Origin of the sequence: Moritella yayanosii (genome assembly GCF_900465055.1) — a bacterium.
Classification (GTDB): Bacteria; Pseudomonadota; Gammaproteobacteria; order Enterobacterales; family Moritellaceae; genus Moritella; species Moritella yayanosii.
This window is the reverse complement of the sequence record NZ_LS483250.1, coordinates 2,725,084-2,742,159: the sequence shown is the minus strand read 5'-3', so window position 1 is coordinate 2,742,159 and position 17,076 is coordinate 2,725,084. Positions and strand designations below refer to the sequence as shown.

General features: G+C 43.4%; 10 protein-coding genes and 4 rRNA genes. 6 read left to right on the top strand and 8 right to left on the bottom strand.

Going from position 1 to position 17,076, the window contains the following annotated elements; translation table 11 throughout:
* The first annotated feature begins 181 nt into the window (after positions 1-181).
* The gene (gene leuA, locus MORIYA_RS12740) at positions 182-1,852 is read left to right on the top strand and encodes a 2-isopropylmalate synthase (RefSeq protein WP_112715718.1); all 1,671 of its coding nucleotides are present in this window, start codon (positions 182-184) and stop codon (positions 1,850-1,852) included.
* A 40-nt stretch (positions 1,853-1,892) separates the two neighbouring features.
* On the opposite strand, the gene MORIYA_RS12735 is transcribed toward leuA, so the two are convergent.
* The 6 genes from MORIYA_RS12735 to MORIYA_RS12710 all read right to left on the bottom strand — a co-directional run bounded on the left by MORIYA_RS12735 (position 1,893) and on the right by MORIYA_RS12710 (position 9,114).
* Complete coding sequence (locus MORIYA_RS12735; protein WP_112715716.1) at positions 1,893-2,270, bottom strand: hypothetical protein; 378 nt, start codon at positions 2,268-2,270, stop codon at positions 1,893-1,895.
* 85 nt (positions 2,271-2,355) lie between these two features.
* Positions 2,356-5,505: an efflux RND transporter permease subunit gene (locus MORIYA_RS12730; RefSeq protein WP_112715714.1), complete on the bottom strand. Its 3,150-nt coding sequence runs from the start codon at positions 5,503-5,505 to the stop codon at positions 2,356-2,358.
* Positions 5,506-5,508: 3 nt separating this feature from the next.
* On the bottom strand, positions 5,509-6,720 hold the full coding sequence (locus MORIYA_RS12725) for an efflux RND transporter periplasmic adaptor subunit (RefSeq protein WP_112715712.1): 1,212 nt from the start codon (positions 6,718-6,720) through the stop codon (positions 5,509-5,511).
* Positions 6,707-8,107 (bottom strand): TolC family protein, encoded by a 1,401-nt coding sequence (locus MORIYA_RS12720; protein ID WP_112715710.1) that lies wholly within the window; start codon positions 8,105-8,107, stop codon positions 6,707-6,709. Before MORIYA_RS12720 ends, MORIYA_RS12725 begins: the two co-directional genes overlap by 14 nt.
* A 58-nt stretch (positions 8,108-8,165) precedes the next feature.
* The gene (locus MORIYA_RS12715) at positions 8,166-8,654 is read right to left on the bottom strand and encodes a hypothetical protein (protein WP_112715708.1); all 489 of its coding nucleotides are present in this window, start codon (positions 8,652-8,654) and stop codon (positions 8,166-8,168) included.
* Positions 8,655-8,715: 61 nt separating this feature from the next.
* Positions 8,716-9,114 carry a hypothetical protein gene (locus MORIYA_RS12710; protein ID WP_112715706.1) on the bottom strand — a complete coding sequence of 133 codons (399 nt, stop codon included), beginning with the start codon at positions 9,112-9,114 and terminating at the stop codon, positions 8,716-8,718.
* A 560-nt stretch (positions 9,115-9,674) separates the two neighbouring features.
* On the opposite strand from MORIYA_RS12710, the gene MORIYA_RS12705 reads away from it, so the two are divergent.
* From MORIYA_RS12705 to MORIYA_RS12685, 5 genes are all read left to right on the top strand, one after another.
* Positions 9,675-11,219, top strand: a 16S ribosomal RNA gene (locus MORIYA_RS12705).
* 291 nt (positions 11,220-11,510) lie between these two features.
* A 23S ribosomal RNA gene (locus MORIYA_RS12700) occupies positions 11,511-14,404 on the top strand.
* A gap of 151 nt (positions 14,405-14,555) precedes the next feature.
* Positions 14,556-14,671 (top strand): 5S ribosomal RNA (gene rrf, locus MORIYA_RS12695).
* A gap of 65 nt (positions 14,672-14,736) precedes the next feature.
* A 5S ribosomal RNA gene (gene rrf, locus MORIYA_RS12690) occupies positions 14,737-14,852 on the top strand.
* The 16S, 23S and 5S rRNA genes sit together here, the layout of an rRNA operon.
* A gap of 179 nt (positions 14,853-15,031) precedes the next feature.
* Positions 15,032-15,598, top strand: a complete 567-nt coding sequence (locus MORIYA_RS12685; RefSeq protein ID WP_112715704.1) for a DUF1415 domain-containing protein — start codon at positions 15,032-15,034, stop codon at positions 15,596-15,598.
* Positions 15,599-15,649: 51 nt separating this feature from the next.
* On the opposite strand, the gene pyrI is transcribed toward MORIYA_RS12685, so the two are convergent.
* Both pyrI and pyrB read right to left on the bottom strand, forming a co-directional pair.
* Positions 15,650-16,111: an aspartate carbamoyltransferase regulatory subunit gene (gene pyrI / locus MORIYA_RS12680; RefSeq protein WP_112715702.1), complete on the bottom strand. Its 462-nt coding sequence runs from the start codon at positions 16,109-16,111 to the stop codon at positions 15,650-15,652.
* Positions 16,112-16,115: 4 nt separating this feature from the next.
* Positions 16,116-17,048 carry an aspartate carbamoyltransferase gene (gene pyrB / locus MORIYA_RS12675; protein WP_112715700.1) on the bottom strand — a complete coding sequence of 311 codons (933 nt, stop codon included), beginning with the start codon at positions 17,046-17,048 and terminating at the stop codon, positions 16,116-16,118.
* Between the last annotated feature and the right edge of the window lie 28 nt (positions 17,049-17,076).

Genomic DNA, 17,076 nt, shown 5'->3' with positions numbered 1-17,076 from the left:
TGGGTAAATAAATGTTTGGTGTTGATGATGGTTGATAAGCAAATTAAATCTTTATTACGTATGCGACTTGGAAACAGTAACTAAGCCTTGAGAGTGGTGCTTAGTTGCTGGTTTGACCACGCGCGATGATCGCTAATTCATCATTGATGATGTGACTGTAACTACGTAAAAGGATCTGATTATGACGACATTTAACCACCGTAAATACCAAGCTTTTCCTGTTCTAAACATGCCTAATCGACAATGGCCAAACAACCGTATTACCCAGGCGCCGCAATGGTGCAGTGTTGATTTACGCGATGGTAACCAAGCCCTTGTTGACCCGATGACGGTTGCGCAAAAGCGCCGCTATTATCAACTATTATTAGCGATGGGTTTTAAACAAATCGAAGTTGGTTTTCCTGCTGCATCGAAAATGGATTTTGACTTTGTCCGCTGGTTAATTGAAGAAAATATGATCCCCGATGATGTGACTATTCAAGTATTAACCCAAGCGCGAGAAAGCCTTATCGAAAAAACTTTCGCGGCGTTAAAAGGCGTTAAACAGGCGATTATTCATGTTTATAATTCAACGTCGACGGTACAGCGTGAGCTTGTTTTTCAAAAAGATCGGCAAGGTATTATTGATATTGCAGTTCAGGGTGCCACGTGGGTGAAACTGCATGCCGATGCGAATCCAGGTCCCCGCTGGCAGTTTGAATATTCTCCTGAAAGCTTCTCGGGTACAGAACTGGATTTTGCCGTTGATATTTGTGATGCGGTCAATGCGGTTTGGCAGCCAACGCAGAACAATCCGGTCATCATTAATTTACCCGCGACAGTCGAAATGTCGACGCCGAATGTGTTTGCAGACCAGGTCGAATGGTTTTGTGAACATGTGCAAAATAGAAACGCTATTACCGTCAGTGTGCATACTCATAACGATCGCGGTTGTGCTGTTGCGGCGGCTGAACTGGCCGTGATGGCGGGAGCTGACCGTGTCGAAGGTACTTTACTTGGCAATGGAGAGCGTACCGGTAATATGGATATTATTACCATGGCGATGAATCTTTACAGTCAAGGTATAGACCCAGAACTGCGCCTGGGTGACATTGATAATATTATTGGCACTATTACGGAATGTACCCAATTACCTGTTCACCCTCGTCATCCTTATGTGGGTGAATTAGTGTATACCGCTTTTTCTGGTAGTCATCAGGATGCCATTAAGAAATGCTTAGATCGTCGGGTCCCTGATAGTACTTGGAACGTGGCTTACCTCCCTATCGATCCTACCGATTTAAACCGAACATTAAAACATGTTATTCGGGTTAATAGTCAGTCGGGTAAAGGCGGTATTGCTTTTCTGCTTGAACAAGAATATGGCGTGCAGTTACCCCGTTGGTTACAAGTTGAATTTGCAGACGTGGTTCAGCAGCAATCAGAAGCGACGGCCAGTGAATTAATGGTTCCACAAATATGGCAGCTATTTAAGTCGACCTATGCGCGCACTGAACAATTATATCAATTAGCGGATTACAGCGTTAATCATGGTGATATTGATAAAATACAGGCGCAACTGGTGGATGGTGATAGCAGTGTTCGGGTTATGGGTGAAGGACAGGGTGCATTAACCGCCTTTATCACCGCATTAAAACAGCACTTTAATATTGAGTTTGAAGTGATTAACTTTAGTGAGCATGCATTAAGTAAAGGCTCAGATGCAGATGCCATTGCTTACGTACAAATTCAAACCGTGACGGAAGCTGTTATCGGCGTCGCGATCCACAATGATATTTTAACCGCGTCACTGACGGCATTATTAAATGCTGTGAATCAACTACAGGCAATTAAACGCCTTGCTGTTGCATAATCATCATGGGTGTTGCATCTAACGACACCCATAATTCATGCTAACTTGGTTCACAAATATCAACAGCCCAAGGGCCTAAGGTTTTACCGCCTTGGCCTTTATAAATAAATTTTACGCCGATGTTATCCTCATGCGCTAATCGATAAATTGTATTATTTTTATCTTTACATAAAGCGCGATTAGTTTGTTCCTCGATATGTTTTTGTTGCCAGACCAAGTTTGTTGCCGGTAGTTGATACGTTACCGTTAAGATCGAATTGTAGCGATCAAATTTAAGGTGTGGATAGTTATAGGCCATTTTTTGATAACGTACGATAGTAATATTATCTAATTTAGTGGGTTGGTAGTTGTAGTTTTGTGTGGACTGACATCCGTATAACCCAGTACTTAGCATGATAAATGCAAATAATTTATTCATAGAACACCACTTCCTTGTGTTATTTATATTGTCGTCAATAGAATTAATGTTAACACTTGGTGCTATTTTTTTCAGTCTTTAGTTTTTACACTTTGCTGCTTGTGTCATTAGGACGTCGGCGGTAAAGGTGCTTTAACCATGTGATCAAACGCCCGAAATCTTCTAATAATAAATAATTAATGGGCACGATAAATAAGGTTATCACGGTCGCAAATATAATGCCGAATCCTAATGATATTGCCATTGGAATAAGAAATTGAGCTTGAATACTCGTTTCAAGCAACAGTGGCATCAAGCCAACAAACGTGGTGATCGAGGTTAACATTACGGCTCTAAAACGTGCGACACCAGCGTTGTTTACCGCCTCAGTCAGTGGCACGCCGTCAGCGCGTTGTTTATTAATATAGTCCACTAATACCAAGGAATCATTCACTACCACACCGGTCAATGCCAGCATGCCAAGTACACTCATTAAGGTGAGAGGATTGCCCATGATGATGTGACCTAAGATAGCGCCAATAGCGCCGAATGGTATCACTGACATGACGATTAATGGTTGAGTATAAGAGCGAAATGGGATCGCAAGTAAAGCGTAAATCGCAAATAACACAAAAACCAACCCGAGTTTTAAACTAGAGAAAGATTCATCTTGTTCTTTAGCCTCTCCCTCGAGCGAGTAACTGACGTCTGGATACAGCTGCATGAGTTGATCTAAATAATCGGTTAAGTCTTGTTTTAATATGCCGAGGTTACCGGTTTCTTTATTTAAGTCAGCGGTGATATTAAGTGTGCGTTGTCGATCAATACGAATAATGACTGATGGACTGGTACTGACGGTTATGTCTGCTACCTCAAGAAAGGGGATCTCGTCACCCGCAGGGGTTCTGATCATCATGTTATTTAAGTTATAAATAGACTGCCGTTCATTTTTTGGATAACGAATAAATACTTTTACGTCATCTTTACCGCGTTGTATCCGTTGTACTTGTTCACCATAAAAAGCTTGCCTTACTTGTTGGGCTAGATCCGATAAACTTAATCCCAATGCTTCCGCTTCTGGCTTTATGGCCAGCTGTAATTCTGTTTTACCTTTGGAAATACTGTCCTCAATATCAAAGACCGATGGGTATTCAGTCAGTTTATTTTTGATCTTATCCGCCACGGTGCGTAACGAGTCATAACGGTGAGCGGTGAGTTGGATGTTTAAAGGTGAACCGCTGTGACCTGTTTCAGCTTTAAATGTCAGACTTTGGGCGCCGGGGACATGGCCGATTAATGCGCGCCATTCTTTGACTAGCGCGGCAACACTAATATCAATAACCCGTTCTTCTTCGGATTGAACCTGGAATATAACGCGACCAAGGTGCGATTGACCTGCACTACTACCACCGCTTGATCCGACGGTGGCAAAGATATCTTTGATCACGCTTTCATTGGTGCTGGTGTCGGTATATTTTTTCTGTAGTAATAATGCCGAGTCCAACATTTTTTGCACGTATTTATCGGTGACCGCAATATCCGTTCCGGTCGGCATGACGATAACTCCGCGGGCTATTTCACTGGGGATCCGTGGAAAAAAGATAAAACGTACCCAACCCGATGTGACCAAGGTTAAGACAATGAGCATGACCGAAAAAGCCACGGTTAATGATAAATAACGACGTGCTAATACGGCTGATAATGCCGGTCGATAATAGCGAATAATGGCTTGTTCAAAGTTATTTGCAAAACGTTCTTGCCAGCGTAAGAAACGGTTTTGATTACTGCCCTGCATACGGATATGTTTTAAATGCGCAGGTAAAATGAGTTTTGATTCGATTAACGAGAACAATAATACCGGTATCACAATGGCGGGTATTTGCGCAAAAATATCGCCCCGCGCACCTTCAATTAAAGTCAGTGGGATAAAAGCAACTATGGTGGTTAAAATACCGAAGGTAACGGGGGTTGAGACTTCTTGTATACCTATGATTGCCGCTCTTTCTGGCGGTTCGCCGCGCTTTAGATGCGTATAGACATTTTCACCACTGACAATGGCATCATCCACTAAAATACCCAGCACCATAATAAAAGCGAATAATGAAATGATGTTGATGGAGATGTCCAGTTCTGGCATGAATATAGCGCCGCCCATAAAGCTGACTGGAATACCGACGGTTACCCAAAATGCGATGGCGGGGCGCAAAAATAACGTGAGCATGATGGCAACTAAGATACCACCTTGGATCGCACTGGTACTTAGGGTATTAATACGTGATTTTATGATTTTGGAATCATCACGCCAGTAATCCAGTTTCACCCCGTCGGGCATTAATGCTTGTTGTTCAACAATAAACGCTTTGACTGTATCGGCGATGGTGATGGCACTTTGTGCGCCCACGCGATAAACTTCAATGATCACTGCGGGTTTACCATTAAAGCGCGTAATGATTGGGGTTTCTTCAAAGCCATCTTTTATGGTGGCTATATCCTTTAGTATAAGCCGTGTACCATCAGTATGACTGCGGATCATGATGTTGGCGTATTCACTGCCAACGTAAGCTTGGCCTTTACTGCGTAATAAGATCTCACCTGAAGGGGTTTTAATACTACCGCCACTTAAGTCAACTGAATTGGCATTAATTGCTGCGGCTATTTCATCCATGGTGAGGTTGTATTGACGTAAGGTTTGTTCAGACACTTCGATGGATATTTCATAAGGGCGAACCGATTCAAGAGTGACTTGGGTGATGTTGGTTTCATTTAGCAGTCGCTCTCGGGTTTGTTCACCAAGTAAACGTAATTCTTTTTCTGTTAACTCGCCAGAAATTATCACGCTGATCACTTCTCGGCTTGATGTTGGTTGGCTAATAATGGGTTTTTCTGCGTTCGCAGGTAAAGTGTTTAGGGCATCAATCCGATTTTTAATTTCATCTTTTAGTCGATATGGATCATATTTTGCACCCACTTCAACACTGATCGTTGAACTGCCTTCCGTTGAGCGTGAGGTTATTTTATCAATGCCTTCAATATCGAGAATGGCTTCTTCAATTGGAATGGCTAAACTTTCTTCTGCCTCTTCAGGGCTTGCACCGGGCAGGGCGATGCTAATATTAATCACATCTATGGTGACATCAGGAAATACTTCTACATTAACGCGGTATTTAAGGGTGAAAAATCCGGCGCCAAGAATTAATATCATGAGTAAATTAGCGGCCACGTGATTACGGGTGAACCAAGCAATTAAATTATGCATCGATTAATTACCTTTATCTGCGTTATTTCGCGTGGTAATTAGCTGTGCTTTACTACCGGAGACCACTGCGCTTAAAGGTGTTGTCACTAATAATTCCCCGGCATGAATTCCTACGTCGACAATCGTGTTGCGGCTATCACGCCAGATGACGTTAATATTTTTACGATGGAGTAAACCGTCCTTAAATATAATCACTTGATCGCCTTCATAGACACTGGCTGTTGGCAGCACAAATATATTGTTGAGGACCTTACCTGCTATTTCTGCGCTAACAAATTGGCCAATTTTTAATGCGGGTTTATTACTGTTATCACGACCGTAAGGATTTTCGATGGTTGCTACGGCATAAAGTTGATGACTTTTCGCATCTAAAGCACCTTCTGTTCGGGTGAGCTTACCTGACCAGCTATAACGTTGATTGCCGAATTGAGCGATGATATTAACTGGCGGGTAATACGTACGACTGTGCGGTTTAAATGGTTCTGGCAGCTGGACATAATGTTGTTGTTGGCTATTGAGTGGTAAACGAATTTCAACCTGATCTGTGGCGTAAATATCTGCTAGTGCAGACCCTATGGTGACAAACTGACCAATACCAACATTTTTGGTTAGTACTCGGCCCGCATAAGGCGCAAGGATCTGAGTTCTTTGTAGATTGAGTTGTGCTTGTTCTAGTTGCGCTTGTGCAGAGGCGAAAGACGCATGTGCGGATGCTAATTGGGGTTTTCTTAATACCAGCGCGTTAGCTTTGCCTTCACGGCCAAGGCGTTGCCAATCTCGCTGTGCTTGTTTACTTTTTGCTTGCTCTTCTGTCAGTGTTAATTTAACTTCAATTAATGCCGCGGATGCAATTTTAACCGCAATAATATAATCACGATTATCAACAGTGAGTAGCGTATCACCGGCATTGAAAAATCCTCCAGAGGTAAATGCGGGTGAAACCTGGGTAATGGTGCCTGATACCTGGCTGGCAATACTGGCTTGACTACGTGGCTGAATGATCCCATTAGTCTTGATTATCACCGGAAAGTCGCGTTGTTCTAAGATGAGAACTTCGACGGTTAATGGCTCATCCGCCGCTTGCTGTCTTTTTTCGGTGGTTGGGCTCGTTGACATGATCACTCGGATGATGAATACCGTTATTAATAACACCAGCAGTGGCAGCACATAGCGAAGTAGTGTTTCAAATTTGGTTAATGGCTTATTCGTTGACACGTGATAGGTCCTTGTCTGTGTTAACCGTCAGTGAGGTGGGAATATCTCCGCCCAGCGCGAGTAATAACTTGATGCGATTTTGAATACGGGTAGTTTTAATTGCAAGCAAGGAGGTTTGCGCATCAAAGGCGCTACGCTGCGATTCCAACACGGTGATATAATCCGTTAACCCGGCAATATATTGTTCAAATGCGAGTTGCTCGGCGATATTAAAATAGTATTCAGCATTCTGTTGCTGTAATTCTCTATTTGCGAGCGTGACTTCTGCCGCAAGTGCGGTTTCAACTTCACTAAAGGCTTGCAAAGTAACCCGTGTTACAGATATTGCGGCTTGTTGAGTCTTCGCGGTTTGCTGTGCTTGTTTTGCGGTTAATGCACCTGCATCAAAGAGCGATGCCGATGCATTGGCAAAAAGTGACCATACCAAGCTATTAGATTGTAGTAAGTTGCTAAGCTCAGGGCTGCTTGTGCCACCTGATAAGGAAAGTGATAAGCTGGGAAACCTGTTTTTATAAGCATGGGCTACACGGAAGTTTTCAGCATTAAGTGCCAACATGACTTGTTGAATATCGAATCGTCGCTGAATTAACTCTGACGGTAAACCAGATGGCACCGGTATTGCGGCAAAGGTTAAATCACCATTCGCGTGAATACTTGCGGCGGGGTAACGTCCTAATGATAACTCTAATTGCCGTTGGGTATTTTTGAGTGCTTCTAAATTTTCTTGTTTAGCTGCTTGTGCTCGAGCGAGATCGGCGCGGGCAAGATAGACATCGAGGGATTGCTTTAGGCCTTGGTCGTAGCCATTTTCAATAATGGCTAAATTTTGCTGTAAGTTTTGCAGGCGTTTGTTAATCAATTTGAGCTGTTGCTGGTAGAAGATAAGATCAAACCATTGTTGGCTGATAAGGGCGATGGTATTTGATTGCTGTTGCTTATAGTTAAGGATAGCTTGTTTAGCATCCAGTGTAGCCGCCTTGGCGAGATCGTTTAGTTTGCCAAGATAATCAATTTCCCACCCCGTATCGATATTAACTGAACCGCTATTGGTTATATTTTGGTTATTACGTTGACGTCCACTGCCAAGGTAAGCATCAATTTGAGGGTATTGTCCGGCTGCGGTTTGTTTTACTAAGGCGACGGCAATATCGATATTATAGCGTTCAGAGGTCAACTGGGGATTATAGGCAAGGGCTTCTTGGATGTATTCGGTTAATTGAGGATAAGCAGCGATACCTTGCCATGTTGTTTTAATATCAGTATGAAGATGGACCGTACTCCATTGCGCTGGTGTCATTATCCGATCAGTCACGATCGCTGCTGGCGGGGTAAAGATACTACACCCTGATAGGTTAACAGCCAAAATGAAGTAGATTATCCTTCGCATGAAAAATTGTTCCTAATTTTAACGTCGTGATGTCACTTTTATTGGTATCGCTTAACCATCATTTTTTCAGCTTGAGAATAAAGTTAATCGCTCGACCAAGCTGTAGATAACGTTGTAAATCTGCTTTGTCATATTTAGTTGATAAATAAGTAATGTTGTTTCTGTTTTTTAAATAGCGAGAAATTTGTAAGCGATTAAAGTTACCAACTTTGTATAACATATCGAGTAATGTGCTGGCACTTTCATCATCCAAGCCCAATTTTACTGGATAGTCAGCTTCTTTATAGTCGACTTGCTGTAATGACACTTTCTTTATTAATTGTTTTTCTTCTAAATATTCTAACCACTGCTCTATGAATAGCGGTTTACAACCTGCGAGCAGGTTGAAAAAACCACCACTGTCACTTTTGCATTGGTTGAGTAGTAAGCAAGCAAAGCTATCATCATTGGCCTTAAAGGTAACTTCGCCTGATTCTGTCCATAGTAACGACGCAACTTGAATTGTTGCTTGTTCTTGATTTAAACCTTCGCATTTAAAAATAAACATAATTGCTTTAAATAATGGAAAAATTAATTATACGCAATTTTACCCATAAAAGAATATCAGCTTAATGATGCTCTGTTAATTTATGCACTTGATCTAAGCATACTTGCAATAAATGTTGAGCCGAAGTGGTGGTTTTATCGGTAGTCATTAGTTCATCAATTAATACAGGTAGTAATGACGGCGTCGTGAATTGGCATAATGTTGTAGGTAATGACGCGGTAACGCGAGCAGAAAACGCGAGGATGTCAATTTGACTTGCGGTGATTGATTCAATGGCATATAGGCAGTCATGTGGTAACCAGATTGATTGTGATTGGTTTAGCGTGAACAGGGTTTTACCTAACCGAATGTTGAGCTCTCCCTGACGTATAATCAGCCATTGTGCTTTGTATTGTCGTTGACGTTTAGTTTTAGCTAATGCGAGCAGGTTCAAACGTGTATATTCGATAGGTAAAGACATGATAATTTCACTATGAGCTAAAAATGTAACCTCTAAAATAATAGATATAGTGGGGGATGGCTATTGTACGCTTAGTTTGAATGTTATTTATTGAGCAAACAGGTCGTTGATGCAGGCTTTTGATTGTTCTATGAGCAGTTGTCGAGGCTGTTTTACTTTCCATCAATAAACGCTTGCCATGTCGAAGTAGATCTCTATAATGCGACCTCACTGACACGGCAAATGTCGTTCAGTAAGGTGTTGAAAAGCAACTTCGGTTACTTTTTAAACGTCCTGAATAAAGCATGAATATGTGCTTGACTTCAAATCTGGTTTGCGTAGAATACGCAGCCTGACTACGACGCAAGGCGTCAAGGTCAATGCTCTTTAACAATTTATTCAAGCAATCTGTGTGAGCACTTGCAGAGATATAATGACCAAATATTATATCAATGTAATTGTGAACATAAACTTAAATCGAAAGATTTATAGTTTTATAAACAATAGAACTTCGGTTTTATTGTTGAAGTACAGAATTCATTGAGCCGACTTAATTGCTTAGGCAATTAGTCAAAAACTTTTAATTGAAGAGTTTGATCATGGCTCAGATTGAACGCTGGCGGTAGGCTTAACACATGCAAGTCGAGCGGAAACGAAGAATAGCTTGCTATTCTGGCGTCGAGCGGCGGACGGGTGAGTAATGCTTGGGAATCTGCCTAGTCGAGGGGGACAACAGTTGGAAACGACTGCTAATACCGCATACGACCTACGGGTGAAAGGGGGCCTCTTCTTGAAAGCTCTCGCGACTAGATGAGCCCAAGTGGGATTAGCTTGTTGGTGAGGTAAGAGCTCACCAAGGCGACGATCCCTAGCTGGTCTGAGAGGATGATCAGCCACACTGGAACTGAGACACGGTCCAGACTCCTACGGGAGGCAGCAGTGGGGAATATTGCACAATGGAGGAAACTCTGATGCAGCCATACCGCGTGTATGAAGAAGGCCTTAGGGTTGTAAAGTACTTTCAGCGAGGAGGAAAGGTGGTGACTTAATACGTTATCACTGTGACGTTACTCGCAGAAGAAGCACCGGCTAACTCCGTGCCAGCAGCCGCGGTAATACGGAGGGTGCGAGCGTTAATCGGAATTACTGGGCGTAAAGCGCATGCAGGCGGTTTGTTAAGCGAGATGTGAAAGCCCCGGGCTCAACCTGGGAACTGCATTTCGAACTGGCAAACTAGAGTTCTTGAGAGGGTGGTAGAATTTCAGGTGTAGCGGTGAAATGCGTAGAGATCTGAAGGAATACCAGTGGCGAAGGCGGCCACCTGGCAAGTAACTGACGCTCAGATGCGAAAGCGTGGGTAGCAAACGGGATTAGATACCCCGGTAGTCCACGCCGTAAACGATGTCTACTCGGAGTTTGGTTCCTTGAGAACTGGGCTCTTAAGCTAACGCATTAAGTAGACCGCCTGGGGAGTACGGCCGCAAGGTTAAAACTCAAATGAATTGACGGGGGCCCGCACAAGCGGTGGAGCATGTGGTTTAATTCGATGCAACGCGAAGAACCTTACCTACTCTTGACATCCATAGAACTTTCCAGAGATGGATTGGTGCCTTCGGGAACTATGAGACAGGTGCTGCATGGCTGTCGTCAGCTCGTGTTGTGAAATGTTGGGTTAAGTCCCGCAACGAGCGCAACCCTTATCCTTATTTGCCAGCACGTAATGGTGGGAACTCTAAGGAGACTGCCGGTGATAAACCGGAGGAAGGTGGGGACGACGTCAAGTCATCATGGCCCTTACGAGTAGGGCTACACACGTGCTACAATGGCGCATACAAAGGGCTGCAAACCAGCAATGGTAAGCGAATCCCACAAAGTGCGTCGTAGTCCGGATTGGGGTCTGCAACTCGACCCCATGAAGTCGGAATCGCTAGTAATCGTGAATCAGAATGTCACGGTGAATACGTTCCCGGGCCTTGTACACACCGCCCGTCACACCATGGGAGTGGGCTGCACCAGAAGTCATTAGCTTAACCTTCGGGAGGGCGATGACCACGGTGTGGTTCATGACTGGGGTGAAGTCGTAACAAGGTAGCCCTAGGGGAACCTGGGGCTGGATCACCTCCTTACGTAAAGTTGTTAATTTTTGTAAGTGCCCACACAAATTGCTTGAATAGAAAGTTGAAAAGTATGTCTTACTCATCGTAAGACGCGAGAAAGCAAAGATAAACAATACAATGTTTATCTTTGCTTTTTAGCAAATTGCTCTTTAAAAATTTGGAAAGCTGAATAAATAAAGAAGTTCTTAAAACACGTTATTGCTTTGGCAATAACAATAGAGTGTTCTTGAGTATTCTTGAGGCGAAAAAAACTAGATAATACCTAGTTATTTCAATTGTACGGTCGACTTTAGATTGTATGGTTAAGTGACTAAGCGTATACGGTGGATGCCTAGGCAGTCAGAGGCGATGAAGGACGTGTTAATCTGCGTTAAGCTGTGGGGAGTTGATAAAAAGCATTGATCCACAGATGTCCGAATGGGGGAACCCACCTTACTTTGTAAGGTATCGTAACGTGAATACATAGCGTTACGAAGCGAACCGGGAGAACTGAAACATCTAAGTACCCCGAGGAAAAGAAATCAATAGAGATACCCTTAGTAGCGGCGAGCGAACGGGGTCTAGCCCTTAAGCAGTTTGGAAGTTAATGGAAGGCTCTGGAAAGTGCCACGATACAGGGTGATAGTCCCGTACATGAAAACGACCTTATTGTGAAATCGAGTAGGACGGCACACGTGATATGCTGTTTGAATATGGGAGGACCATCTTCCAAGGCTAAATACTACTGACTGACCGATAGTGAACCAGTACCGTGAGGGAAAGGCGAAAAGAACCCCTGTGAGGGGAGTGAAATAGAACCTGAAACCGTATACGTACAAGCAGTGGGAGCCTACTTTGTTGGGTGACTGCGTACCTTTTGTATAATGGGTCAACGACTTAATTTCAGTAGCAAGGTTAAGCGAATAGCGGAGCCGTAGGGAAACCGAGTGTTAACTGCGCGAATAGTTGCTGGGATTAGACCCGAAACCCGGTGATCTAGCCATGGGCAGGTTGAAGGTTGAGTAACATCAACTGGAGGACCGAACCGACTAATGTTGAAAAATTAGCGGATGACTTGTGGCTGGGGGTGAAAGGCCAATCAAACCGGGAGATAGCTGGTTCTCCTCGAAAGCTATTTAGGTAGCGCCTCGCGTCTAACTATTGGGGGTAGAGCACTGTTAAGGCTAGGGGGTCATCCCGACTTACCAACCCTTTGCAAACTCCGAATACCAATAAGTTCAATCGCGGGAGACACACGGCGGGTGCTAACGTCCGTCGTGGAAAGGGAAACAACCCAGACCGTCAGCTAAGGTCCCAAAGTGTATGTTAAGTGGGAAACGATGTGGAAAGGCTCAGACAGCCAGGAAGTTGGCTTAGAAGCAGCCATCTTTTAAAGAAAGCGTAATAGCTCACTGGTCGAGTCGGTCTGCGCGGAAGATTTAACGGGGCTAAACATACCACCGAAGCTACGGATGCAAAGACGTGTTCTTTGCATGGTAGAGGAGCGTTCTGTAAGCCGTCGAAGGTGAGTTGAGAAGCTTGCTGGAGGTATCAGAAGTGCGAATGTTGACATGAGTAACGATAATGGGGGTGAAAAACCTCCACGCCGAAAGACCAAGGGTTCCTGTCCAACGTTAATCGGGGCAGGGTGAGTCGACTCCTAAGGCGAGGCCGAAAGGCGTAGTCGATGGAAAACAGGTTAATATTCCTGTACTCACTTATATTGCGATGGGGTGACGGAGAAGGTTAGGCTAGCATGGCGATGGTTGTCCATGTTTAAGGTTGTAGGCTGTGTGCTTAGGTAAATCCGGGCGCACTTAAGGCTGAGGACTGATGACGAGTCTCTACGGAGATGAAGTAGTTGATACCCGGCTTCCAGGAAAAACCTCTAAGCTTCAGATATAAGAGAATCGTACCCCAAACCGACACAGGTGGTTAGGTAGAGAATACTAAGGCGCTTGAGAGAACTCGGGTGAAGGAACTAGGCAAAATGGTACCGTAACTTCGGGAGAAGGTACGCCAATGATGGTGAAGGACTTGCTCCGTAAGCTATTGTTGGTCGCAGAGAAATGGTGGCTGCAACTGTTTATTAAAAACACAGCACTGTGCAAAATCGCAAGATGACGTATACGGTGTGACGCCTGCCCGGTGCCGGAAGGTTAATTGATTGGGTTAGACTTAGGTCGAAGCTCATGATCGAAGCCCCGGTAAACGGCGGCCGTAACTATAACGGTCCTAAGGTAGCGAAATTCCTTGTCGGGTAAGTTCCGACCTGCACGAATGGCGTAATGATGGCCACGCTGTCTCCACCCGAGACTCAGTGAAATTGAAATCGCTGTTAAGATGCAGTGTACCCGCGGCTAGACGGAAAGACCCCGTGAACCTTTACTATAGCTTGGCACTGAACATTGAACCTACATGTGTAGGATAGGTGGGAGACTTTGAAGCATTGTCGCTAGATGATGTGGAGTCAACCTTGAAATACCACCCTTGTACGTTTGATGTTCTAACGTAGGCCCCTTATCGGGGTTGCGGACAGTGTCTGGTGGGTAGTTTGACTGGGGCGGTCTCCTCCCAAAGAGTAACGGAGGAGCACGAAGGTTGGCTAAACATGGTTGGACATCATGTGGTTAGTGCAAAGGCATAAGCCAGCTTAACTGCGAGACAGACACGTCGAGCAGGTACGAAAGTAGGTCTTAGTGATCCGGTGGTTCTGAATGGAAGGGCCATCGCTCAACGGATAAAAGGTACTCCGGGGATAACAGGCTGATACCGCCCAAGAGTTCATATCGACGGCGGTGTTTGGCACCTCGATGTCGGCTCATCACATCCTGGGGCTGAAGTTGGTCCCAAGGGTATGGCTGTTCGCCATTTAAAGTGGTACGCGAGCTGGGTTTAGAACGTCGTGAGACAGTTCGGTCCCTATCTGCCGTGGGCGTTTGAGAATTGAGAGGAGCTGCTCCTAGTACGAGAGGACCGGAGTGGACGAACCACTGGTGTTCGGGTTGTCATGCCAATGGCATTGCCCGGTAGCTAAGTTCGGAACTGATAACCGCTGAAAGCATCTAAGCGGGAAGCAGGCCTCGAGATGAGTTCTCACTGGAGCTTTAAGCTCCCTGAAGGGCCGTTGGAGACTACAACGTTGATAGGCAAGGTGTGTAAGTGCTGTGAGGCATTGAGCTAACTTGTACTAATTACCCGTGAGGCTTAACCATACAAATTAAAGTATGATTAATTGAAATATGACTTAAGAATACGATTGAACACGACTATTTATCGCAAGATAGGGTTTAAAGACTTCTTTATTTATAGCTTTTCAGATTAACAATAGAAATTAATTTTCTTATAGAAAGCAAACCAGATTTGCTTGGTGACCATAGTGTTGCGGCCCCACCTGATCCCATCCCGAACTCAGAAGTGAAACGTAATAACGCCGATGGTAGTGTGGGGTCTCCCCATGTGAGAGTAGGGCATTGCCAAGCGCCAAATTAAATTCGAGACTCAGTCTTGAATAAGAGCAGATGATTCGTAAGACTCGAAGAATTTGTTTGGTGACCATAGTGTTACGGACCCACCTGATCCCATCCCGAACTCAGAAGTGAAACGTAATAACGCCGATGGTAGTGTGGGGTCTCCCCATGTGAGAGTAGGACATCGCCAAACGTCACATTAGATTTAAGACTAAGTCTTGAACAAAAAAAGCCGATATCATTGATATCGGCTTTTTGGCATCTGAAAATTATTAATAATTAAGCTAAAATTTATCTAATATCTTTTCACTATTGAATCTAATCACTGTATTCTGTGGTTAACTCGTTAATTTGTATGTTTAGGAACCGAGTATGACTGATAACCACGAGATAATTAAATTACAGACTTTAAAGTGGGTGAAAGAGATCATTGTTAAGTATAATATTTGTCCTTTTGCGAAAAAAGAATTAGAACGAAAAAAAATTCATTGTACAGTACTTGATGGGACTGATTTAACTGAGTTATTAGAACACGTGAATGCTGAACTTATTCGTTTGGATACAAATAAAGATATTGCGACCACACTAGTTGTTGTGCCAAAACTCAGTGGCAACTTTGATGCTTTTCTCGATTTAATCGATTATTCGAACGATTTATTGGAAATGCAGGACTACGAAGGTGTTTATCAATTAGCTCATATGCATCCTAAATATCGTTTTGATGATACGACAATGCAAGATGCTGCTAACTTTACTAACCGCTCCCCTTATCCTATTCTTCATATTATTCGCGAAGATGAGATGGCACGTGTATTAAGAGTATTCCCAAATCCAGAAGAGATCCCTGAGCGTAATATTGAATTATTAAGAAAAAAAGGCTTTGCAGAAATTAACGCGGAATTAGAAGCGTGTTTTAACGTAGAAAAAATAAGGCTCTGAGATAGCATGGCAGAGCTGCATGAATGATAAGCAGCTCTGAGTTCAGTGGAACTAAACTTGTGCAGTTACAATTTCTTTTGAGAATGTTTTTTCACAATACTTACATTTTAGACCGATATTACCTTTGATCATTTTAATGGTAAAAGATGAAGTAACGGGTTCTCCATGCGTAATACAATTTGAATTTGGGCATGGAAATACATTTTCAACTTCTTTTGGCAATGCTAACGAATGCTTATCGGTCACCTTAAAATTTTCAATTATATTAATTGTTGCATTTGGTGCTAGCAGTGCTAGTTGGTTCGCTTGTGACTTGGTTATTTCAGTGTTTTCAACTTTAATTAAGTCTTTGGTTGTACCATTATGACTGGGCAGGTTGAAACCAACCGTAACACGCTGCTTAGTGTCCGTAAGACTGAATAGTCTTAGGATCTTAACACCTTGTCCTGATGGAATGTGATCGATAACATAGCCATTACAGATGGCCTCTACTTGCATATGATTGCTTTTCATTATCTTATCCTTCGATTGTTTCATTTAATACCAGTGCGAGTAATGCTTCACGTGCATAAACGCCATTTTCAGCTTGCTGAAAGTAATAAGCGTATGGCGTTTTATCCACATCGATAGCGATCTCATCAACGCGTGGTAATGGATGAAGTACTTTTAAATTATCTTTCGCATGTTTTAATGAACTGGCAGATAAAATAAACCCAGCTTTCATGTGTTGATATTCGGTTTCATCAAAACGTTCTTTTTGTACGCGAGTCATGTACAATATGTCGATTTCAGGCACGACTTCTTCAATCGAATTATAACAGGCATAGCTGACATTGTGTTCATCAAGCTCATCACAGATATAGTCAGGCATTGCTAACGCATCTGGTGCAATGAAATAGAATTTACAGCCACTGAACTTAGCAAGGGCTTGTGCTAAAGAGTGCACTGTTCGGCCGTATTTAAGATCACCCACCAATGCGATATTTAAGTTATCTAAGCGGCCTTGTGTTTCATAAATTGAAAACAGATCAAGTAATGTTTGCGTTGGGTGTTGATTAGAACCATCACCACCGTTAATAACGGGCACATTAGAGAATTCTGATGCTAGCCTTGCTGCCCCTTCTTGAGGGTGGCGCATGACAAATGCATCAACGTAGCTTGAAATTACACTGATAGAATCTGCAAGTGTTTCGCCTTTTTTAGCCAGTGAGGTGTTACTCGCATTATCGAAGCCAATAACTGTCCCCCCTAATCGTTGGATAGCCGTTTCGAATGATAATCGTGTGCGTGTTGATGCTTCAAAGAAACAGCTCGCAATTACTTTGTTTTTTAACAGTTCGGGCTGCGGCTGATTTTTTAGTTTTGCCGCAGTTTTAACAATAAGTTCTAGCTCATTACGTGAGATATCATTGATAGATACTATATGTTTTCTAAATAACGGATTTGCCATTTTTGTGCCCTGATTATCAGAATGTCTA